The following is a 21,692-nucleotide window of genomic DNA, read 5'->3' on the forward strand; positions in this document are numbered from 1 at the left end:
AAGAGCGTTTAACTCGCTTGCTGCGTCCCCTGTAGCTTGGTAGAGTTACAGGATCTCACAAGACTGACGACATGAAGGATTGACCTGTCCATGTTTAAAAAGCTTCGCGGTTTATTTTCAAATGATCTTTCCATAGATCTTGGTACCGCAAACACCCTGATTTATGTAAAAGATGAAGGCATAGTGCTAAACGAGCCATCGGTAGTTGCTATCCGTCAGGAGCGTTCTGGCGGGCCAAAATCCGTTGCTGCTGTTGGTACTGCTGCCAAGCAAATGCTTGGGCGTACGCCTGGTAATATTAAAGCTATACGGCCAATGAAAGACGGTGTTATTGCCGACTTTTATGTGACCGAAAAAATGCTGCAACACTTTATTAAACAAGTGCACGACAGCAATTACTTCCGTCCTAGCCCACGTGTTTTGGTGTGCGTGCCTTGTGGTTCAACGCAGGTTGAACGCCGCGCCATTCGTGAGTCTGCACTAGGTGCAGGTGCCCGCGAAGTGTATCTAATCGATGAACCTATGGCAGCTGCTATTGGTGCCGGTTTGCCGGTATCAGAAGCGACCGGTTCTATGGTGGTGGATATTGGTGGTGGTACTACCGAAGTAGCGATCATTTCACTAAACGGTGTGGTTTATTCGTCCTCGGTACGTATTGGTGGCGATAAGTTTGACGAAGCCATCGTTAATTATATTCGCCGTAATTTCGGTGCCTTAATTGGTGAAGCGACGGCTGAGCGTATTAAGCACGAAATTGGCTCTGCGTTCCCTGGCGACGAAGTTCGCGAAATTGAAGTTCGCGGCCGTAACCTGGCGGAAGGTGTACCACGCTCTTTTATTCTGAACAGCAACGAAATATTAGAAGCTTTGCAAGAACCTCTAATGGGTATTGTTAGTGCGGTAATGGTTGCCCTGGAGCAGTCTCCGCCAGAACTTGCATCAGATATTTCCGAACGAGGAATGGTACTAACCGGCGGTGGCGCCTTGCTGCGTGATTTAGACCGTCTGCTGATGGAAGAAACAGGGATTCCCGTGATCATTGCCGATGACCCACTGACCTGTGTCGCCCGAGGTGGTGGTAAAGCGCTGGAAATGATTGATATGCACGGTGGTGACCTGTTTAGTTACGAGTAACAGAGCGAATGAAATCGCTCTTCGAACGTGGTCCTTCCTTAAGATTCAGGCTGATATTGGCACTCACCGTGACGTTCGGCCTGATGTTTATTGACCACCGGCTCAATGCAATGCAGCCGGTACGGTTGCTGCTTAGCTCTATTGTTAGTCCGGTGCAGTATCTGGCTATTCTGCCGGAACAGCTGCTTGACTCTGCCTCCAAAGCATTACAAACCCGAACCAGCCTGAATGCCGAAAATGAAGCTATGCGCGAGCAGTTGCTGCATTTGCAAGGGCGACTGCAACGTTTTCAGTTTTTGCAAAATGAAAATGCCCGGCTGCGTAACTTACTTGATTCCGATGTTCGCAACGAAAGTCGCCGTATGGTGGCTGAAGTCGTTGCGGTAGCATCTGATCCATTCAGTCATCAGCTAGTGATTAACAAAGGCACCATTAACGGGGTGTACGAAGGCCAACCGGTGCTCGATAGTCGCGGCATTGTGGGGCAAATCATTAGTGTCAGTACCACGACTTCGCGGGTGGTATTAATTTCAGATCAAAGTCATTCCATTCCCTTACGCGCCGAGCGTAACGACATTCGAGTGCTGGCGCAGGGTGTTGGCGACTTACAACGGTTGGAATTGATGTTTATTCCGCACAGTACTGAGTTGCAGGAACAAGATATGCTGGTTACTTCAGGGCTTGGTGATACCTTCCCCGAGGGCTACCCGGTAGCTATTATTGAGAGCATAGTTCGGGATGAATCACTCCCATTTGCGGTGGTGCATGCCCGACCTTTCGCGTTACTTGATAGAGTGCGTTCAGTGTTGTTGCTTTGGCCTGATGACAGCTTGGAACAGCCAATTTACGATGCGCCGGAAAAAGCCGACAGCGAAGCTGAAACTGACACCAATGACTCGCCGGAGGAAGCCAACAATGCGAATGATTAAAGGCGGCTTTGGCACTTTACTGGTCACTTACTTATTAGCTTTGGTGTTAATGGTGATGCCCATGCCTGCGGCATTAGACCCGTTTCGGCCAGATTGGCTGGCATTGGTGTTGCTGTACTGGATGATAGCTCTACCGCATCGGGTAAGTATGGGTACGGCGCTGGTGCTGGGGGTGGTGTCCGATATTTTATTGGGTTCAACCTTCGGTATTCATGCCACCGGTCTTATTGTGATGGGGTATTTCGCCTCGCGGCATTTCCAGAAAATTCGTAACTTTTCTTTAAGTCAGCAAGCGCTGATTGTAGCCATACTTATTTTACTGAAACGCACCATAGTGTTTCAGGTTGAACATTTTTTAAATGATGCACAGTTTATGGCTAGCTACATGTTGCCGGTAATTACTTCAGCCATTATTTGGCCCTGGCTGTTTTTATTACTGCGTAAAGTCAGACGTAACTTTCGCGTGTCATGAAGTCACTTGTGCTTGCCTCAGGTTCGCCGCGCCGGGCCGACTTGTTGACGCAGCTTGGCTATCAGTTCTCGATAGTAAAACCTAATATTATTGAGCAGCAGCAACCATCAGAGTCTGCCCCCGCTTACGTTGAGAGGCTGGCCCGGGAAAAAGCTGAGGCGGGTTTGCAGTTACTTTCTGCACCTGCGGTTGTGATTGGTTCTGATACGCTGTTAGTGCTAAATAATCAGGTGCTGGAAAAGCCCCGTGATAAAGCGCACTTTATGAGTATGTTCCAGGCGTTGTCCGGTGCTACCCATGAGGTATTAACGGCGGTAGCCGTTACCAATGGTGAACAAACCCGCACAATCAGGGTCTCTACTAAGGTAAGTTTTAAAGTTGTAACTACGGCTGAAATGGAAGCGTACTGGCATACCGGTGAGCCTGCAGATAAAGCTGGTGGCTATGGCATACAAGGCATTGGCGGACGTTTCGTGACTACTATTAACGGCAGCTATTTTGCGGTTGTCGGACTACCCTTGTATGAAACGGAGCAACTATTAACCAGCTTTGGGCTGGTATCAGCTTTCGGGAGTACTGTGTGAGCGCCGAAATTTTAATGAATGTAACGCCGACCGAGGCCCGGGTGGCCTTGATCGAAAATGGTATTTTGCAGGAAATTCATATTGAACGACAGGCTAAGCGAGGTCTGGTTGGCAATATTTATGTTGGCAAAGTATCTCGTGTTCTGCCCGGAATGCAGGCAGCCTTTATTGATATCGGCCTTGATAAGGCTGCATTCTTGCACGCCTCGGATATAGTTACCCATATTGAACAAGTGGAAGAAATTGAGTCCAGTCGATTGCCGGTTCGTGATATTGCCGAACTGGTTCGCGCTGGCCAGCACATTATAGTGCAAGTGGTAAAAGATCCACTAGGCACTAAAGGCGCTCGCCTGACTACGGACATTACCATCCCTTCGCGCTATTTAGTGCTGATGCCGCAATCAAGCCATGTGGGCGTTTCCCAGCGCATTGAAGGCGAAGCTGAACGGGAACGTCTGAAAGAGCTGGCGGCCCCATACTGTACTGACGGCAGCGGTTTTATTGTGCGCACCGCCGCAGAAGGCGCCGCCGATAAAGACCTACAGAATGACGCCGCGTTTCTGCAACGATTGTGGCAAACCATTCAAAAACGGCGCAAGAACTTACGCAAAATAGGTGTACTGTACGAAGATTTAAATCTCCCGTGTCGCGTGTTGCGCGATTTTGTTGGTGAACCTATAGAACGCATTCGGGTTGACTCTAAAATCACTTTTGAAATGCTGAAATCTTTCACTGACGAGTTTATTCCGGAACTATCGAGCCTGGTTGAGAACTACGTGGGTGAGCGTCCCATTTTCGATTTATTCGACGTTGAAAATGAAGTGCAACGAGCACTGGATCGCAAAGTTGAATTGAAGTCCGGCGGTTATCTGATTATTGATCAAACCGAGGCGATGACCACCATCGATATTAATACCGGTGCTTTCGTGGGGCATCGTAATCTGGAAGACACTATTTTCAATACCAACATTGAGGCTACTCAGGCCATCGCCCGGCAACTACGGCTGCGCAATTTAGGTGGTATTATCATTATCGATTTTATTGATATGCAGGACGCCGATCATAAACGCCGCGTACTGCAGAGCCTGGATAATGCCTTAGCCAAAGACCGCGCTAAAACGGGCCACAACGGCTTTACGCAACTGGGCTTAGTGGAAATGACGCGCAAGCGCACCCGCGAGAGTCTGGAGCATGTGCTGTGCTCCGAATGCCCGGTGTGTAATGGCCGCGGCAGCATGAAGACAGTCGAAACTGTGTGCTATGAAATTATGCGGGAAATTGTACGGGTAAACCGGGCCTATGCTGCCGATAAGTTTGTGATTTATGCATCTGCCGCCGTGGCCGAAGTATTATTAAACGAAGAATCACACGCGCTGGCAGAGTTGGAGGTATTTATTAGTAAGCAAGTAAACGTGAAAACTGAGCCGCTCTATCATCAGGAGCAGTTTGACGTGGTGATGATGTAGTGTCGGTTACGCGAGTTGCCAGTTTTATTATTCGTAAGTTATGGCTCAGTATTGCCATCTTACTGGTTTTAGCTGCAGTGCTACTTACGGTACTGCGGTTGTCTTTACCCTATTTGCCAAACGTCACCGAGCCAGTGGAGCAGTGGCTGGCAAGCAACTATCAGTTAGATGTTGAGGTTACCGAGTTAAGTGCCGACTGGGGTAGCAGCGGACCGCGACTGGTGTTGCGCGGCGTGCAAGTGCATAGCGACAGCGGTAGTGCCGTAGATATCAAAATTGGCAGTATGTTTGTGGCGCTCGATTTCTGGACATCCCTTCGGGAATGGCGCCCGACAGCAGCAGCGTTTTTAATCGCCGATGCTGATATTCGTTATGACAGCAATCTGGTTCCCGCCGGCAGTGAAACTGACACAGTTACTGACGTGCTAGCTGACTTATTCTTGCAGCAACTCGAACGATTTTCCTTACGCAGCAGTCAATTACATTTACGTACCGGTAATGAGCCGGGGCGAACCTTGTTGATTGATGAACTGTCATGGCGCAATCAGGGTTCACGCCACCAGGGAACCGGTCAATTTCGTATCAGTGAATTTACCAATAACCGGCTCGATTTCATTGTCGATTTACAAGGGCAGGACGTTAGCGAGCTTGCTGGCCAGTTGTATGTGAGTGCCAGCGAATTTGATGTTTCACCTTGGTTGCAGCAACGCATGAGCGAGGGTGAGATTACCAATGCGGAGCTTAATTTTACCGGCTGGCTTAATTTCGGCGAAGGTCAATTACAAGAGGGTACCCTGCGTTTTCGAAATAACCAGTTGGCCTGGCAAAATCAGAACGAGTCGTATCAACTTGAGTTGCAACAGGGGTTGGTTAAATTAGAGCAGACCGCAGCGGGATGGCTAATTAATAGTACCCCCATGACCATGCTCAGTAGTTATGCCGATACTCAGGAATGGGAACTACCAGCGTTACAATGGCAGTATAGCGACGGGCAGCATCAAGCCAGCATGAGTAACTTACCTCTGCAACACATAGTGCCGTTGGCAGGGCTTATCGGGATGCCTGATTCCAGCGACTATTTCACGGCAATGCAGGTTGAGGGTTATGCTGATGTGGGGCTCACCTATGCGGTAGAGCCCGGGCTGGAGTGGTTGTTGAAAGCCAGCCAGATAGGTTGGCAGGGCCACCAAAAGTTACCCACTGTACGAGATGTCACTGTGAATGCCTATGGCACTCTGAACTCCGCAGACGCTGAGATTACCGGCCAGCAGGTGCAGATTCAAAGTGATGTGCTTGCGGATACGAGCTGGCAGGTTGATGAGCTGGCTTTACAGTTGCAGTGGCAGCAACACTCGCAAGGCTTTGCTCTGAATCTGGCAAATACCAGCAAAGTGCAGATAGCAGACATGAAATTGGCACCGAGTTTTCACTGGTATCAGTTGGCCAACCAAGCGGCGCAGATTGAGCTGCAACTGGCCGCCAACGAAACCTTTGAGGTACAAACCCTGCGCGACCATTTGCCAGCGGTGCTGGGAGACAATTTAAAACGTTACCTGAATGAATCGGTGCGAGCCGGACAGGTGGCGGACTTACTGTTAATTTGGCGTGGCGAGCCCGGCGCCTTCCCCTATCATGAAACCGAGGGTGTATTTCAGGCGCATGCCTGGTTAGAAGCCCTGGATTTTAAGTTTCAACCGAACTGGCCTGCGTTGTCTAACATGAACGCACTGTTGTCTGTAGTGGGTGATGATCTAAGCATACAAAGCTCTCAGGGCGACATTGCAGGTATGCAGGTGCAATCAGCCACTGCGGTAATCGAAAACATGCAGGCCGGCGATCCGGTGCTGGCCATAGATGCTGAAGTTGAAGGTGATGCTGTTGGCGCGGCACCACTGTTTAATGCTAGCCCGTTGGCTGATTCAGTCGGTACTGCACTAGCCGCGGTAGAATTGCAGGATCAAATTAACGGCGCTTTTCAGCTGATAGTACCCCTGAATGAATCAGCTGCCACCGATGCTGTGGTTACTGGCTATGTTGAGTTTGTCGACAACCGGGTTCGGGTAACAGCCGTTGATCAAGCGTTTACAAAACTGAATGGGCGGTTGCGATTTGCCAATGAAGTGCTGGCGGCTGATAACCTTTCGTTACAATGGCATGGTTTGCCGCTGCAAGTGAATGTGGCCGGTGAGCAGCCTACTGACCAACCCTATGCAGTGGACATTGCCGTAACCGCTGACTGGCAAACCGACACGTTATTTGACCACCTGCCGGAAGCGCCAATGCAGGAGTACGCTTATGGTGCTGTGAATTGGCGTGCCGACTTAGTGGTAACTTTGCCCGCCGACGGCAACTATACATATCAGTGGCAGCAGCGTACCGATTTAACCGGCCTGGAAATGACTTCACCTGCTCCCTTTTCGAAAGAGTTCGGTGAGCCATGGCACTGGCTGTTGAACGTGAGTGGTAATGCAGATCAGTTGCAGCTAACCAGCCGCCTATTGGCAGCGCGTGACGAGAACCGGGAAGATATTTTAGCCGAGGGTGAAGTTACCGTCGGAACTGCCGATCGGCGTCTTGAACACGGCTACATTAATATTGGGCAGACGCAGGACATGCGTGTACTCCCTAATCCTTCGCAGTTCATTGTGAGTGCTAATTTGTCGCAGGCTGATATTGGCCATTGGTTTAGTTTTATTAGCCAGTTGAGCGGTAATGGCGAAGAGGCTGGCGAAAATAACCTGCGCAACAGTTATATGCCCGATCTGATTCAGGTAAATAGCCCGGCGTTAACCTGGGCAGGGCAGCGCTTTGACGACGCATCGATTCAGGCATTTCCAAATGAAAACGGCTGGCAAATTGAGCTGAACGCCAATCAAACCGCCATGGAAATTCGACTACCTCGTCAGTTGACCGAGGAACGCATTGAAGTAAATGCGCGTTTTCTGGAGCTAGCCGATGTTGCGACCTTGCGCGAGACTGTTGCTACCACACCGGATATAGACTTAACCGATTTCCCGGCGATTTCGCTTATTTGCGAGCGCTGCCAATACGGCGATCACAATCTGGGGCGTATTAGTGCCGAGTTTGCGCCAATTGAAGATGGTATTGCGATTGAAAATGTTCTGGTGAATCGTGGTAGCAATAGGTTGCAACTGGAAGGTCGTTGGTTGCGTAAGCCTGCTGCTGATGGCGAGTTAGTGGATCAAACTTTCCTGAACGGCAGCCTGAGTAGCGACGATTTCGGTGCTTTACTGAGTGAATATGACATCACCACGGTTATTCAGGACAGCTCGGCGTCTATTAATGCGGATTTAAGTTGGCAGGGTAGCCCTTACGAGTGGAATGCCGATAGCCTTGATGGTCGTTTAGAGTGGACGCTTGGGCAAGGTTACCTACGCGATGTTAATGAGGGCGGTGCACGCTTGTTGTCCATTCTAAGTCTGGAAGGGTTACTGCGAAAATTAACCCTAGATTTCCGTGATGTATTTTCCAACGGTATGTTCTACACCCGTTTTGGTGGAACTTTAGCTATTGATGACGGTGTTGCTTCAACCTCGGACACGCGCTTGTTAGGTTCCGCCGGCGATTTAGAGGTGCAGGGCACCACCAACCTGGTCAACGACGAGGTAGATTACCGTTTAGTTTACGTGCCCAAGGTTACCTCCAGCCTGCCAGTTATTTTGGCATGGATGATCAATCCGCCGTCCGGTTTAGCGGCCTTGCTAATCGATCGCATGTTGTTTGATGCTCAGGTTATTAGTAGGTTGGAATATCGCGTCACCGGAACTATTAATGACCCGGTGGTGGATGAAGTATTACGGGATAGCCGCAAGGTCGAACTCCCTAAACCTGAAGCTGAACAGGAAAACCCGCAACAGCAACCAGAAGGAGAAAGCCCATGAGTCAATCAGGCAAAGCGAAACCGGTTCAATTAACCGCGCTGCAAATGACCAGCGGTCCGGATCCACAAAAAAATATGCAACAGGTTGCAGAGTTATTGCAAAACATCCCGCCACAGCGGCCGCAATTAGTAGTGTTACCTGAAGCCTTCAGTTGTTTTGGTGCCGGCGATAAGCAGCAACTTCTGAGCGCTGAACGCTTTGGTGACGGGCCTTTGCAAAACCAGCTTGCAGCCTTGGCTAAGCAACATGGAATCTGGTTAGTCGCGGGTACTATTCCGGTAGTAGACACCGACAATGCCGAGCGCTTCAGCGCTGCTTGTCTAGTGTTTAACAGCGCTGGCGAACTGGCTGGTCGTTACGATAAAATTCATTTATTTGATGTGGAAGTAGCCGATAGCACTGGTACCTATCATGAGTCCCGCTACACCAAACCGGGCAGCAAAGTGGTGACCATCAATACCGAGTTTGGTCGGTTAGGGCTGGCGGTGTGTTATGATGTGCGCTTTCCAGAACTGTTTCGCGTATTACGGGAGCAAGGCTGCGATATCATGGTATTGCCGTCGGCCTTTACTAAGGTTACTGGCGCCGCCCATTGGCATCAGCTGGTACGCTCTCGCGCTATTGAACAGCAGTGTTTTATGGTGGCGCCGGGGCAAGTTGGTGAGCACGCCAATGGCCGGGAAACCTTCGGACATTCACTCATAGTGGATGGCTGGGGCCGCATTTTAGCTGAGCAGGAAAGTGGCACAGGTGTACTTTCAGCAGCAGCCGATATCAGCCAGTTAACTGATATTCGCAAGCGGATACCAGTAGCAACACACAACCAATTTAAGGTGAAGTATGAGCGCTCAACATGAGCAGGTAGTAGCACGACTAATCCAATCTAATCAACTGGACGAGAGTATTCTGCAGCAAAGCTTGCAGCAAATGTACTGTCAGCCAATTGACTATGCCGATGTGTATCTGCAATCCAGTGCCAATGAGTCCTGGGTGCTGGAAGACGGTATTGTGAAAGACGGTAGCTTTCATATTGAGTCCGGGTTGGGTGTGCGTGCTTTGCACGGCGACAAAACTGGGTTTGCCTATGCTGATGAGATTAGCGCTAAGGCATTAACTCAGGCTGCAGATGCTGCGCGAGGAATTGCCAAAGCCGGTGCGCAACAGACTTTCGCCGTTAAGCCCACTGCTACTATTCACGAGCGCTATAGCTTTAGTAATCCCATTCAAACAATGGCCGACGCTGAGAAAATCAAGCTGTTGCAGGAAATGGACGCTTTTGCGCGCCAACAAGATCCGCGCGTGGTTGAGGTAATAGCCAGCATCAGCGGCAGTTACGATGAAATTGCAGTAATGGCCACCGATGGGACTTTTGCTACCGACATTCGTCCCCTGGTGCGACTGAATTGTACCGTACTGGCTGAACAAGACGGCCGTCGCGAACGCGGCAGTGCTGGCGGTGGCGGTCGGGTACAGTACAGCTACTTCCTTGAACCGGGCGATAAGGGCGGCGACTATCGTTGGCAGGAGTACGCTCGCGAAGCGGTTCGTCAGGCACTGGTGAACTTAGTTGCCAAACCGGCTCCGGCTGGCACTATGCCGGTGGTACTTGGTGCTGGTTGGCCGGGCGTGTTGCTGCATGAAGCCGTTGGCCATGGGTTAGAAGGTGACTTTAATCGCAAAGGCTCGTCAGCTTACGCCAATCGTATGGGCGAAAAAGTAGCATCCGAGCTTTGTACCATTGTTGATGATGGCACCTTAGCCAATCGACGCGGGTCTTTGTCGATTGACGATGAAGGCACACCAGGGGCTTATAACGTACTGATTGAAAAAGGTCGTTTGCGCGGATACATGCAGGACAAAATGAATGCCCGCTTAATGGGGGTTGCTGCAACCGGTAACGGGCGTCGTGAATCATACGCGCACTTACCAATGCCGCGCATGACGAACACCTATATGTTAGGTGGTGAATCAACGCCGGAAGATATTATTAGTAGTGTCAAAAAGGGTATTTATGCGCCGCAGTTTGCCGGCGGTCAGGTTGATATTACCTCTGGTAAATTCGTGTTCTCGGCGTCTGAAGCCTACTTGATTGAAAACGGCCGTATTACCACACCGCTGAAGGGCGCAACCTTAATAGGCAATGGTCCTGAAGCTATGGGTCAGGTATCTATGGTGGGTAATGACCTAGCGCTGGATACTGGCATTGGTGTTTGCGGAAAAGACGGTCAGAGTCTGCCGGTAGGGGTTGGTCAGCCAACTCTAAAACTGGACGCGCTTACCGTTGGTGGCACTGAATAGAGAGTTGCATAACAAGTAGCGCCGTCGCGCTACTTGTTACAAACAAAGCTATGAACAAATCTCGCGCAAATACTTAAACAATTCGCGTGCAGCAGCTGGTGGCTTATTCTCAGCTTGCTGTTTTTGTGCCTGGCGATACAGCTGACGCAAACGTTGCCGATCGGCGCTCGGGTATTCCTCTACCAAAGTTTGAATGGCTTCGTCACCACCGGCCAGAATGTCGTCGCGACGTTTTTCCAATTGATGAAAAAATGCGTTCTGCACGTCACTTTGATGGTCCATGTCGTGTAATGCTTGCTCTAGTTCTTCGGTATCCAGGCCCCGCATAAGTTTGCCAATGTACTGAAGTTGGCGGCGGTAGCCTTCACGGGTATTACGAATACGCTGGGCCAGATACACGGCATCAAGCAGTGGCTCGGGTATCGGCAGTTGCTCTAACTGACCATGTTGCATGGCAACCAGGCGTTCGCCCAGCGCTTGCAGTTGCGACATTTCGCGTTTGAGTTGCGATTTACTCGGGGGCAGTTCGGTGGCATCGAACTCATCAAATTCTTCGGGCTTATTGGCCGCCATAGACGTCACCTTGCAGGATGTCGGTAAAAGCTATTGAAACGCTGCTCCTGCGCAGCTGATATCAAGCTCGTGCTAGTCGTCATTTTAACAGGAATTCGGCATTCTGACAGAAATTATGCATGGTCATTATGATATGCTAAGTACATTCAATGGCTCGCTGCATAACCAAGTGCTAGCTGAACAGCCGGACGATCACCAGATAAGTGTGGAGAAGTTGTTGTGACCCCATCGTTAAACGAACTTTCGATTGAACTTGAAGGCGTAAAAGAAACTGTTGCTGATGCCTTGGAGCAAGCCAAAAAAGCCGGGGCCAGCTCGGCTGAATGCGCGATTAGCCGCAGCCGCGGTATTTCGGTAGGTACGCGCATGGGCGAGGTAGAAACGGTTGAGTTCAATCAAGATGGTGCGTTAGGTATTACGGTGTACCGGGGGCATCACAAAGGTTCAGCATCCACCACCGACTTAAGTGCGGCAGCTATTCGCGAAGCAGTAACCAAAGCCAATGAAATAGCTAATTTTACGTCGGAAGACCCCTGCGCTGGTTTAGCCCCGGCTGAGTTTATGGCGCACGACTATCCGGATTTAGATTTGTGCCATCCGGCAGACCAGAGCGCCGAATTTGCGCTGCAGCAGGCGCTTGATTGTGAGCGTCATGGCCTGGCGGCGGACAAGCGAATTGTGAATTCCGATGGCGCGGCATATAGCAGTCATTGCGGTTATCGGGTGTACGGCAATACCCACGGTTTTGTCGGTGGCTATTTGCAGTCTCGCCACAGCTTAAGTTGCGCTTTGATAGGCAAAGAGGGCGAGCGTATGCAGCGCGATTATAGCTACTCAGTAGCACGCAAGCAGCATGAGCTGGCAACCCCTCAGGAAGTTGCTAACGAAGCTGTAGAGGAAACTCTGGGGCGCCTTGGCGCACGTAAAATCAATACGGCACAAGTGCCAGTAATCTTTCGTGCCGATGTGGCCAACTCGCTGTTCGGCCACTTGGTGGCTGCCATTAGCGGCGGTAACTTGTATCGCAAGTCTAGTTTTTTATTGAATCAGAAAGGCCAGCAAATATTCCCGGACTGGTTGAAAATTGATGAACAACCGCACCTTGTTGGCGGCCTGGCAAGTAGCCCCTTTGATACCGAAGGTGTGCGAACGCAAACGCAGTCTATTGTTGATAAGGGCGTACTGGAAACTTATCTGATGTCCAGTTATACCGCCCGCAAGTTAAACGCCACTCCTACCGGCCATGCTGGCGGTATCCACAACTGGCGGGTTAGCAATCAGAACCAGAGCTTGCAGGAACTATGTCAAACCATGGGTACCGGGCTGCTGGTAACCGAGTTAATGGGCCAGGGTGTTAATATTGTCAATGGTGACTATTCTCGCGGGGCCGCTGGTTATTGGGTAGAAAATGGCGTAATTGCCTACCCGGTTGAGGAGATTACCATCGCCGGTAATTTGCGCGATATGTTTAAAAATATTGTTGCCATTGGCAATGACGTTGATCACCGCCATGGTGTATTAACAGGTTCCATGTTGATTGAACAAATGCGGGTGGCTGGTCACTAACCAATCTACGCACAAGAACACACCGTTTTATGATCTAAAACAATATAAGCGTAGCGGTAACTTGCTACGCTCTCGCGTTTGCAGCATTGGTTTAGGTTTGGTTGTCCGCATGCGTCGTAATTCTCAGGTTATTGATCAAGAAGTAAAAGTTTCCGCCCAGCAACAGCTAGTGTCGACTACCGACAAGCGTGGCGTTATTACCTACGTGAACGAAGACTTTGTGGCTATTAGCGGCTTCAGTGAAGCTGAGTTGCTCGGCAAAAACCACAACATTGTTCGCCATCCCGATATTCCTAAAGCGGGCGCAGCGTATGAGTTCGGAAATGTCTTCGGTTGAAGAACAAGTGGCAGGCTTCACCGGCCTGACCGCTACTTTCAAGGTGAAAGACTAACGCGGTCGAGCCGTTAAGATAACATCAGGGTTGCCGTACCAAGGAAGGCAAATATACCCACCACGTCAGTAACCGTGGTAAGGATAACGCCGCCAGCCAGTGCCGGATCAATGTCAAAGCGCTTCAGAATCAGCGGCACTGTGACACCGGCCAGACCCGCTGCCAGCAGGTTCGCCATCATGGCGAAGGCAATGATAAAGCCAATCATCAAATCCTGCTTCCACAGCGCTACTACGGCAGCTATTAACACTGCCCAAATAACCCCGTTTAACGCACCTATCGCCAGCTCTTTACCAATTAGCCAGCGGGTGTTGCTGGAGGTAATATGCCCCAGCGCCATGGCTCGAATCACCAGCGTTAAGGTTTGGCTGCCGGCAATACCACCCATGCTCGGAACTATGGTGTTCAATATTGCCAGAATGGCCATTTGCGCCAGAATATCTTCAAACAGCGAGCTAACGAAAGCAGCCAGCAACGCCGTAACCAGGTTTACCGCCAACCAAACTGTGCGGCGGCGAGTACTCTTTAGTACTGGTGCGAAGGTATCTTCATCGTCTTCCAAACCCGCCATGCTTAACATGGAGTGCTGCGCGTCTTCGCGAATAATATCAACCACGTCATCAATGGTGATACGACCAAGCAAGCGGTTGTCGGCATCAACTACCGGTGCCGATACCCAGTCCTGGCGTTCGAAGAGCTTAGCGACTTCGGTTTCGTCCATGTCTACCGGAATGCCCTGTACGTCCGGGGTCATTACGTCTTTTACTAAACCGGCAGGGTCAACCGTAAGCAGCCTTGATAGAGCTATTTCACCAATAAATTTATCTTCGCGGTTCACCACGTATAACTTATCGGTAGCTTCAGGTAACTCGCCTTTGAGGCGTAAATAGCGCAGTACCACATCAATGCTAACGTCGGGGCGCAGGGTAATGGTATCGGTGTTCATGATACCGCCGGCGGATTCTTCTTCGTAGGACAGAGCCATTTCGGCACGTTGCCGATCTTGCTCGTCCATTGATTTTAGTACTTCTTGATAGACCGGATCGGGCAAGCCACGCAGAACGTAGGCCAAATCATCGGTATCCATGCCTTCGGTCGCGGCTGCCAGTTTTTCCGGCGCCATTTGACGAATAATGGATTTTTGAACTTCTTCGTTTAGCTCTTCAAGAATATCACCGTGCTCGTCGGCATCAACGAGCTGCCAAATAATGGCACGAGCCTTCGGTGGGGATGACTCCAGCAGCAGCGCAACGTCCCAGGCGGGTAGGTTGTGAAGTTGTCGACGGGCTTGCACGAACATGCCACGCGCAAGAGCGTCATTGACCTCTTGCAGGCGTTGTTCAGCAATTTCTTTTTCGGCGACGTCTGCTTGCATGGAAAAACTCCTATAGAGATGAGGAGTTTACCGTAACTTTTTCGTTACGTCAGTAGCTGATAATCATTGATCTTCATCAAAGCGGGCTTCAATTAAATCTGACACCGCTTGTAAGGCTTCTTCAGCTTGTGAGCCTTCGGCGGTTACCTGAATCTCTTTGCCCTGACCGCTGGCTAACAGCAGCAGACACATAACGCTGGACGCATCTACTTCCTGAGTACCCTGTTTAATGCGTATTTTGGCATCAAACTGGTGCGTGAGTTGCGCCAACTTGGTGGCAGCACGAGCATGCAAACCAAGCTTGTTACGAATAATCAGATTTTTTTGAACCACTTGTTGAGTCACTATTGTGCATCCAGTTCGCGATGGCGAATTTGTACCTTAAAGGTTTGGTCGGAAAAACGACTAGCTAACTGTTCAGCAATATAAACGGAACGGTGTTGGCCACCAGTGCAGCCAATAGCAATAGTTAAATAGCTGCGGTTGCTGCGTTGAAAGTGCGGTAGCCAGGTTGCCAGAAAGGTCTCAACCTGAAAAATAAATTTAGTGACCAGTGGTTGCTGACTAAAAAAGTGCTGAACCGGCTGATCGCGGCCATTCAATGGTTTGAGCTCTGGTTCCCAATGTGGATTTGGCAGAATTCTGGCATCGAATACGTAATCAGCATCAGGCGGTACGCCGTGCTTAAAACCAAACGATTGAAATACCACAATCAAGCGGGCGGCAGCTTTGCCCAGTACCCGCTCGGTTACTTGTTCACTTAACTGGTGCACACTCAATTTACTGCTATCGATGCGCCAGGTGGCACGTTCGGCAATCGGCTCCAGTAGCTTGTATTCAAGCTTTAAGGCTTCCGGCAGCGGCAACTCGCGCTGAGAAAGGGGATGCAAACGTCTGGTTTCACCAAAGCGTTTCAGCAGCACGCCTTCGTCGGAATCAATAAAGAGTATTTCGGGTTTTACTTTTTTTGGCAGAAAGTCGAGTGCATCAAGCAACTCGTCAGAACGACCGGGAATATTGCGTACATCAATGCTTATGGCAATACGGTCAAATTGTTCAATTACTGCGTGAACCAAAGTTGGTAGCAGCGTAATAGGTAAGTTATCAACACAATAAAAACCTAAGTCTTCCAGCACTCGTAGCGCAATAGTTTTGCCGGAGCCGGAGCGACCGCTAACAACTATTAATTGCATGGCTTGTCATCGGTAGTGAAAAGATCGAATAACTGCTCATCAGAGCTGGCTTCACGTAAGGCTCTGGTGCAGTCCTTATCATTCATGCGTTTGGCAATATTAGCGAGCGTATTTAAATGCGCCTCGTGCTGATCTTCCGGCACTAATAAGGCAAACACAATATCTACTGGCTGATTATCAATCGCATCAAAATCAACCGGGTCGGTTAGTGTTAATAACACGGCCACCGGCTGCGAAGCACTGGGTAGGCGCCCATGTGGAATCGCTATGCCCAGTCCGATACCGGTACTTCCTAAGCGTTCACGATTCAGCAGGCTTTCAAACACATCATGGCGGGTGGTACCTGACAAGCGCGGTGCTGCCAGTTGGCTGATGGTTTCCAGTACTTTCTTTTTACTTGCGCCCGATACTGCACAACGTGTGCAGTCCGGGCTTAACAGAGAAGTTAAATCCATAAGTTAGTGACGTTTCATCTTTTCTTTGTGTTTAATGACCTGACGGTCAAGTTTGGCAATTAAACCGTCAATTGCTGCGTACATATCTTGGTGTTCTGAGTCGGCAAAAATTTCACCGCCATTCAGGTGTACCGTAGCTTCCGCTTTTTGGTTGAGTTTTTCAACATTCAATATCACATGAACGTTGGTAATTTGCTCGAAATGTCGCTCCAGCTTTCCAAATTTAGTATCTACATAGTCTCGCAATGCATCAGTGATGTCGATGTGATGACCCGTCAAATTAATTTGCATAGCATCTTCCTTCTATTGCCCAATGTACATGTGTGTTTGTTCAAACGGCTAAAGTAAGCTTTTACGCTGGCTCGAAGCGGGGATGTTTAAAGACTCCCGGTATTTAGCAATGGTTCGCCTTGCTACTTGGATGCCTTGTGCCGCCATGAGTTCAGCAATTTTACTATCGCTGAGCGGTTTCTTCGCATTCTCGGCACTAACTAACTTTTTAATAAACGCACGAATGGCCGTGGAGGAGCACTCACCACCGTTTTCGGTGCTAACGTGGCTGGAAAAGAAATATTTTAATTCGAACACGCCGCGCGGGGTGTGCATAAATTTTTGCGTGGTTACCCGGGAGATTGTCGACTCATGCATATCTACTGCCTCAGCAACGTCATTCAGCACCATTGGCTTCATGGCTTCTTCGCCATATTCGAAGAACGCTTGCTGGCGATGCACTATGCAATTAGAAACTTTTAGCAGCGTTTCGTTGCGGCTCTCCAGACTTTTAATAAACCAGCGCGCTTCTTGTGTATGGTGACGAATGTACTGTCCGTCTTCGGGATTTTTAGCGTGCCGGCTCATTGCCGCGTATTCTTCGTTTACTCTAAGTTTAGGCACACTTTCCGGATTTAGCTCAACTATCCAACGACCATTTTTTTTCACCACAGTAACATCAGGTATTACGTATTCGGCACTTTGCTGGATTACTGTATCGCCTGGTCGCGGGTGCAGGCCATGAATAAGTCGCAGTACTTCACGCAACTGACCTTCCTGAATTTTTAACTTGCGCGCCAGCGTACGGTAATCGCGACTGGCTAATAAGTTCATGTGCTCTGACACTGTCAGTCGGGCCTGACTGACCCAGGGGGTGTCTGCCGGCAGCGCTTTTAACTGCAGATCCAAACATTCGGCCACACTGCGCGCGGCCACGCCTAAGGGGTCAAACTGCTGCACCCGCTTTAATACCATGCAAACTTCTTCCATGCCGATATCTTCGGCCTGGGTATCTATGGTGGCACTCACGCTGTCCAGAATATCTTCCAGGGGCACCGTCAGATAGCCAGCTTCATCAATAGCTTCAATGATAGCGGTGGCAATGAGCTCATCTTCTTCACTAAAGTGGGACAGGCGCATTTGCCACAGTAGGTAATCTTGCAGGGATTCGCTGGTTTCGCCCTGGTACGACATTTCGTCGTCGTCACCAAAACTGCCGCCGCCGGAGGAGGCACTGCTGCTGCCGGCGGAGTAAGTATCATCCCAGGTGGAATCGGTCGGCAAATCATCGGGTAGTTGATCTTTCGCCATGGCGTCAGATGACTCTAACTGACTGTCGTCGCTGCCACTGGCCAGTTGGTCATTAACGCCAGCATCGTCGCCATTGCTAGCGCTTGCTGAGGTTGTATGGCTATCGTTGGAGTCAGCCGAGCTGTCATTGGAGTGTTCGCCGGAATTATCACCAAAGCTTTCTTCAGCAGCCTCTAACTCAAGCAGCGGATTGTTCTCCAATGCTTCCTGAATTTCCTGCTGTAAATCCAGTGAGGAAAGCTGCAGCAACCGAATAGCCTGCTGGAGCTGAGGAGTCATCGTCAGCTGCTGGCCCATTTTAAGTTGCAGACTTTGCTTCATCGGCATGCGCTCTTTGCGTTAGTTACAGCGTAAATTGGTCGCCCAAATATACATCTTTTACTTGCTGGTTATTAAGCACGCTATTGGCGTCGCCGCTGGCAATAAGTTCACCGTGGCTAACGATGTAGGCATGCTCACATACTGAGAGCGTTTCGCGCACGTTGTGGTCAGTAATGAGTACGCCGATACCACGTTGGCGTAAATGCTCAATAATTTTCTTTATATCAATTACAGAAATAGGGTCAACCCCTGCGAAGGGTTCGTCCAGCAAAATAAATTGTGGTTCAGCGGCTAATGCCCGGGCAATTTCTACCCGACGACGTTCACCACCGGACAAGCTCATGCCCAAACTATTGGCGATATGGCTAATATGAAACTCTTCCAACAAATTATCGAGTTTTTCCTCGCGCTGGCCGGAATCCAGCTCTTTGCGGGTTTCTAAAATAGCCATAATGTTATCGCGCACAGTCAACTTGCGAAAAATTGACGATTCTTGTGGCAAATAACCTATGCCGCGGCGGGCGCGCTCATGCATAGGTAGTAAGGTGATGTCGTCATCATCCAGACGTATCTTGCCCTCGTCGTTGCTTACCAAACCAACAATCATATAAAAGGTCGTTGTTTTACCGGCGCCGTTTGGGCCCAGTAGCCCAATTACCTGACCACTTTCTACCCGCAGGCTCACGTCACGCACTACGCGACGGTTTTTATAGGACTTAGCTAAATGTTCAGCAATTAATGTTGCCATCAGTGAATCCTATGGGTTGGAAGTATTATCTGCAGGTGGTTGGTTGTTGCCATTGCCGCCTTCGCGCTCAGTGTTGCGCGGCATAATAATAGTTTCGACTTGTTCGTTGTCATCTTCGCCACGCTCTGAGGTCAGCACCTGTGCGTTAAAGTCGTAGCGTAACACACCGCCGCGTACCAAACTGTCATTCTGATTGACTTCAGCATTGCCGGTCAAAGTCAGAATTTGGTTAAGCTGATCATAGCGAATTTCGTTGGCCTGAGCCTGAATCAATGAGCCGTCTTCCAGCTTTTGCTGATAAGTTGCTGGCGCTCCGGTGGCCACAAAAACTTCAACCTGACGCTCACGGTCGCGCTCCGCTACGAGCTTATCAGCTTCAATACGCAAGGTGCCTTGCTGAATCACCACATTGTTGGTGAAAATAGCCAGATTCTGTTTAATGTCAAAGGACTCGTCATCGGCATTAATCTTAATGGGCTGGCTAAAGTCGTCCTGGCCCTGCGCCAGCGTTGGCACAGCCAAACCCAGCGTTAGTGCGGCGATACTAGTCACGCCGATTATAAATTGTTTCAACATGTCGATAGAGTTCCAGTTTTTCTGCGTATAAGTCGGCAATCATACCATTACCCCGAACAATAAAGTTGGTTCCTTTAATTGTTACCGGCTGTTCGGTGGTCATGGTTTCACTCACCATATTCACCACCAAATAAGAGGTGGTGATTTGTTCAATATAATCGTCACCAGTAAGACTTGTAATGGTGACATTTTTTTCCAAAACCAAGGTTTGGTCATCGTAAAAAGACCCGTGCTCTGCACGCACTTCCCAGGTAGCTCCTTGCTCGTCGGGGTACACGATATAAACCGGCGTAGTAAGTTCGGTTAAGCCCAGTTGGCTAAAATGGGCCATTTCGGTTGAATTAATGCGATGAGCTAACTGTCCGTTTTCATTGAAAACCTGGGTAATCAGGCCTTGTGCTGTGAAGTCAGGTTTTACGGCCACATCGCGCTCAGGCCGCAACTGTTCATCGCGGTCAATAAATGGGCGCCACATTAATAGTGCACCAGCGCCGAACAGCACGATTAGAATTAGCCAGACCCGCCGTTTCACAGGCTCACTCCACCTTGCAACATTAGCCCACCCTGGGCTAACAAAATCAGGTCAGCAAGCTCACGTACGGCACCAAAACCGCCACTGCGGGTAGTGGTGTAGCTAGCTTGCTGCTGCACCCAAGGGTGGGCATCAAATACCGCAACCCCAAATCCGGCCTGCTGAATCATGGCTACATCGGGAATATCATCACCAATACAGGCGATGTCAGCGTCCGTTAGTTCATACTTCTGTGCTAATTCCTGATAGGCACTAAGTTTTTCTTCGCACCCCTGAATAATATCGGTTACTCCAAGCCCACTCATGCGCTGTTCGACAATGCGCGACTTGCGGCCGGTAATAACGGCAACTTTTACGCCGTGCTTCAGCAAGGCTTTTACGCCAAAACCGTCGCGCGTGTGAAAGGCTTTGAATTCTTCACCGTCGTTGCCAAGGTAAATGCGGCCATCGGAAAACACGCCGTCGACATCGCAAATCAATAATTTGACCGCGCTGGCGCGCTCCAGCACTTCGGTGGCAACTTCGCCGTACCAGGTGCTGACGCTATTGGCGACAATGCTTGCTGTCATTACAACACTCCTGCCCGTAAAAGGTCATGCATGTTTAACGCACCGATAGGGCGGTGCTGCTCATCCATTACAAACAAGCCGTTAATTTTCTTATCTTCCATTATTTTCAGCGCCTGCGCAGCCAGCATATTGGTGTTGGCGGTAACCGGCTTGCGCGTCATCACTTCAGCTATGGCGGTTTGATGAATATCCACGCGATGATCCAAAATTCGGCGTAAGTCACCGTCGGTGAAAATTCCCTGTAACTGATTGTCGCCATTAACCACGGCGGTCATGCCTAAGCCTTTGCGCGACATTTCTAACAAGGCTTCACTGATAGTGGCTTCGGTATGCACTCGCGGCACTCGCTCGCCGCTATGCATTAAATCTTCCAGCCGCAGTAACAGGCGTTTGCCTAAACTACCACCGGGATGGGACAGCGCAAAGTCATCTGCCGAAAAGCCACGCGCATTCAGTAGGGCTACTGCTAAGGCATCGCCCATTACCAGCGTGGCGGTAGTAGAGGCGGTTGGGGCCAAACCTAGCGGGCAAGCTTCTTGTTCTACCGCAATAGAAATATGCACGTCGGCAAGCTTCGCCAACGTTGACTCTGGTTTACCGGTTAAGGCAATAAGCTGCACACCTAAACGCTTTAGCACCGGAATCAGGCCCAGCAGTTCTGCCGTCTCGCCTGAATTGGAAATGGCTAACACCACATCATTGGCCGAAACCATGCCCAAATCGCCGTGGCTGGCCTCGCCGGGATGAACAAAGAATGCCGGGGTGCCGGTAGATGCCAGGGTTGCTGCTATTTTGCCGCCGATGTGGCCGGACTTACCCATGCCAATAACAATGACCTTGCCAGCGCAATCCATCATCAACTGACAAGCACTGCTGAATTGATCGTCCAGCGCTGGGTACAAACCTGCAATGGCGGCCTGTTCGATATCCAGTACCTGGCGTCCCAGGTCAATAAAATTGTGCTTCGAGGTGCTCATGAATGCTTGGTTACCTGCTGGTTCGTTGTTGCTACGCCTAATAATACGT

The 21,692-nt window shown here is 50.0% G+C and carries 21 protein-coding genes and 1 pseudogene; 10 read left to right on the top strand and 12 right to left on the bottom strand.

Features of this window, described 5'->3' with window-relative positions:
* Positions 1 to 90: 90 nt before the first annotated feature.
* Genes CCE91_RS02010 through tldD form a run of 8 tightly spaced genes read left to right on the top strand, consistent with a single transcriptional unit; the run spans position 91 to position 10,785 of the window.
* Entirely contained in the window at positions 91 to 1,134 is a 1,044-nt protein-coding gene (locus CCE91_RS02010; protein WP_086433589.1) for a rod shape-determining protein, read from the top strand.
* 8 nt (positions 1,135 to 1,142) lie between these two features.
* Positions 1,143 to 2,063, top strand: coding sequence for a rod shape-determining protein MreC (gene mreC, locus CCE91_RS02015; RefSeq protein ID WP_086433590.1), 921 nt, complete (start codon positions 1,143 to 1,145; stop codon positions 2,061 to 2,063).
* Complete coding sequence (gene mreD, locus CCE91_RS02020; protein WP_086433591.1) at positions 2,050 to 2,535, top strand: rod shape-determining protein MreD; 486 nt, start codon at positions 2,050 to 2,052, stop codon at positions 2,533 to 2,535. The genes mreC and mreD overlap by 14 nt, the downstream gene beginning before the upstream one ends.
* Complete coding sequence (locus CCE91_RS02025) at positions 2,532 to 3,119, top strand: Maf family protein (protein WP_086433592.1); 588 nt, start codon at positions 2,532 to 2,534, stop codon at positions 3,117 to 3,119. Before mreD ends, CCE91_RS02025 begins: the two co-directional genes overlap by 4 nt.
* Positions 3,116 to 4,585, top strand: a complete 1,470-nt coding sequence (rng, locus tag CCE91_RS02030; RefSeq protein WP_086433593.1) for a ribonuclease G — start codon at positions 3,116 to 3,118, stop codon at positions 4,583 to 4,585. The genes CCE91_RS02025 and rng overlap by 4 nt, the downstream gene beginning before the upstream one ends.
* On the top strand, positions 4,585 to 8,487 hold the full coding sequence (locus CCE91_RS02035) for a YhdP family protein (protein WP_086433594.1): 3,903 nt from the start codon (positions 4,585 to 4,587) through the stop codon (positions 8,485 to 8,487). Before rng ends, CCE91_RS02035 begins: the two co-directional genes overlap by 1 nt.
* Positions 8,484 to 9,344 (top strand): carbon-nitrogen hydrolase family protein, encoded by an 861-nt coding sequence (locus tag CCE91_RS02040; RefSeq protein ID WP_234996237.1) that lies wholly within the window; start codon positions 8,484 to 8,486, stop codon positions 9,342 to 9,344. The genes CCE91_RS02035 and CCE91_RS02040 overlap by 4 nt, the downstream gene beginning before the upstream one ends.
* Positions 9,328 to 10,785, top strand: a complete 1,458-nt coding sequence (gene tldD, locus CCE91_RS02045) for a metalloprotease TldD (RefSeq protein ID WP_086433595.1) — start codon at positions 9,328 to 9,330, stop codon at positions 10,783 to 10,785. The genes CCE91_RS02040 and tldD overlap by 17 nt, the downstream gene beginning before the upstream one ends.
* 48 nt (positions 10,786 to 10,833) lie before the next feature.
* On the opposite strand, the gene yjgA is transcribed toward tldD, so the two are convergent.
* Positions 10,834 to 11,358, bottom strand: a complete 525-nt coding sequence (gene yjgA, locus CCE91_RS02050; RefSeq protein WP_086433596.1) for a ribosome biogenesis factor YjgA — start codon at positions 11,356 to 11,358, stop codon at positions 10,834 to 10,836.
* Positions 11,359 to 11,577: 219 nt separating this feature from the next.
* Between yjgA and pmbA the strand changes: the two genes are divergently transcribed.
* Entirely contained in the window at positions 11,578 to 12,924 is a 1,347-nt protein-coding gene (gene pmbA, locus CCE91_RS02055) for a metalloprotease PmbA (protein ID WP_086433597.1), read from the top strand.
* Positions 12,925 to 13,033: 109 nt separating this feature from the next.
* Positions 13,034 to 13,225, top strand: a pseudogene (locus tag CCE91_RS02060) (PAS domain S-box protein); the annotation flags it as partial.
* A 104-nt stretch (positions 13,226 to 13,329) separates the two neighbouring features.
* Here the strand turns inward: CCE91_RS02060 and mgtE are convergent.
* The 11 genes from mgtE to CCE91_RS02115 form a co-directional block, all read right to left on the bottom strand.
* Positions 13,330 to 14,691 carry a magnesium transporter gene (mgtE, locus tag CCE91_RS02065; RefSeq protein ID WP_086433599.1) on the bottom strand — a complete coding sequence of 454 codons (1,362 nt, stop codon included), beginning with the start codon at positions 14,689 to 14,691 and terminating at the stop codon, positions 13,330 to 13,332.
* Positions 14,692 to 14,754: 63 nt separating this feature from the next.
* Positions 14,755 to 15,036: an HPr family phosphocarrier protein gene (locus CCE91_RS02070; protein ID WP_086433600.1), complete on the bottom strand. Its 282-nt coding sequence runs from the start codon at positions 15,034 to 15,036 to the stop codon at positions 14,755 to 14,757.
* Positions 15,036 to 15,884 (bottom strand): RNase adapter RapZ, encoded by an 849-nt coding sequence (gene rapZ / locus CCE91_RS02075; protein WP_086433601.1) that lies wholly within the window; start codon positions 15,882 to 15,884, stop codon positions 15,036 to 15,038. Before rapZ ends, CCE91_RS02070 begins: the two co-directional genes overlap by 1 nt.
* Positions 15,875 to 16,339, bottom strand: coding sequence for a PTS IIA-like nitrogen regulatory protein PtsN (gene ptsN / locus CCE91_RS02080; protein ID WP_086433602.1), 465 nt, complete (start codon positions 16,337 to 16,339; stop codon positions 15,875 to 15,877). Before ptsN ends, rapZ begins: the two co-directional genes overlap by 10 nt.
* A 3-nt stretch (positions 16,340 to 16,342) precedes the next feature.
* The gene (gene hpf, locus CCE91_RS02085; RefSeq protein WP_086433603.1) at positions 16,343 to 16,630 is read right to left on the bottom strand and encodes a ribosome hibernation promoting factor; all 288 of its coding nucleotides are present in this window, start codon (positions 16,628 to 16,630) and stop codon (positions 16,343 to 16,345) included.
* 48 nt (positions 16,631 to 16,678) lie between these two features.
* A complete protein-coding gene (locus CCE91_RS02090; protein WP_086434798.1) occupies positions 16,679 to 18,241 on the bottom strand; it encodes an RNA polymerase factor sigma-54 in 1,563 nt (520 codons plus the stop codon).
* Positions 18,242 to 18,263: 22 nt separating this feature from the next.
* On the bottom strand, positions 18,264 to 18,989 hold the full coding sequence (gene lptB / locus CCE91_RS02095) for an LPS export ABC transporter ATP-binding protein (RefSeq protein ID WP_086433604.1): 726 nt from the start codon (positions 18,987 to 18,989) through the stop codon (positions 18,264 to 18,266).
* 9 nt (positions 18,990 to 18,998) lie between these two features.
* Complete coding sequence (lptA, locus tag CCE91_RS02100) at positions 18,999 to 19,565, bottom strand: lipopolysaccharide transport periplasmic protein LptA (RefSeq protein WP_086433605.1); 567 nt, start codon at positions 19,563 to 19,565, stop codon at positions 18,999 to 19,001.
* Positions 19,534 to 20,097: an LPS export ABC transporter periplasmic protein LptC gene (lptC, locus tag CCE91_RS02105; RefSeq protein ID WP_086433606.1), complete on the bottom strand. Its 564-nt coding sequence runs from the start codon at positions 20,095 to 20,097 to the stop codon at positions 19,534 to 19,536. The genes lptA and lptC overlap by 32 nt, the downstream gene beginning before the upstream one ends.
* Positions 20,094 to 20,666, bottom strand: a complete 573-nt coding sequence (gene kdsC, locus CCE91_RS02110) for a 3-deoxy-manno-octulosonate-8-phosphatase KdsC (protein ID WP_086433607.1) — start codon at positions 20,664 to 20,666, stop codon at positions 20,094 to 20,096. Before kdsC ends, lptC begins: the two co-directional genes overlap by 4 nt.
* A complete protein-coding gene (locus tag CCE91_RS02115) occupies positions 20,666 to 21,643 on the bottom strand; it encodes a KpsF/GutQ family sugar-phosphate isomerase (RefSeq protein ID WP_086433608.1) in 978 nt (325 codons plus the stop codon). Before CCE91_RS02115 ends, kdsC begins: the two co-directional genes overlap by 1 nt.
* Between the last annotated feature and the right edge of the window lie 49 nt (positions 21,644 to 21,692).

This window comes from Pseudidiomarina planktonica (assembly GCF_900177775.1).
Classification (GTDB): Bacteria; Pseudomonadota; Gammaproteobacteria; order Enterobacterales; family Alteromonadaceae; genus Pseudidiomarina; species Pseudidiomarina planktonica.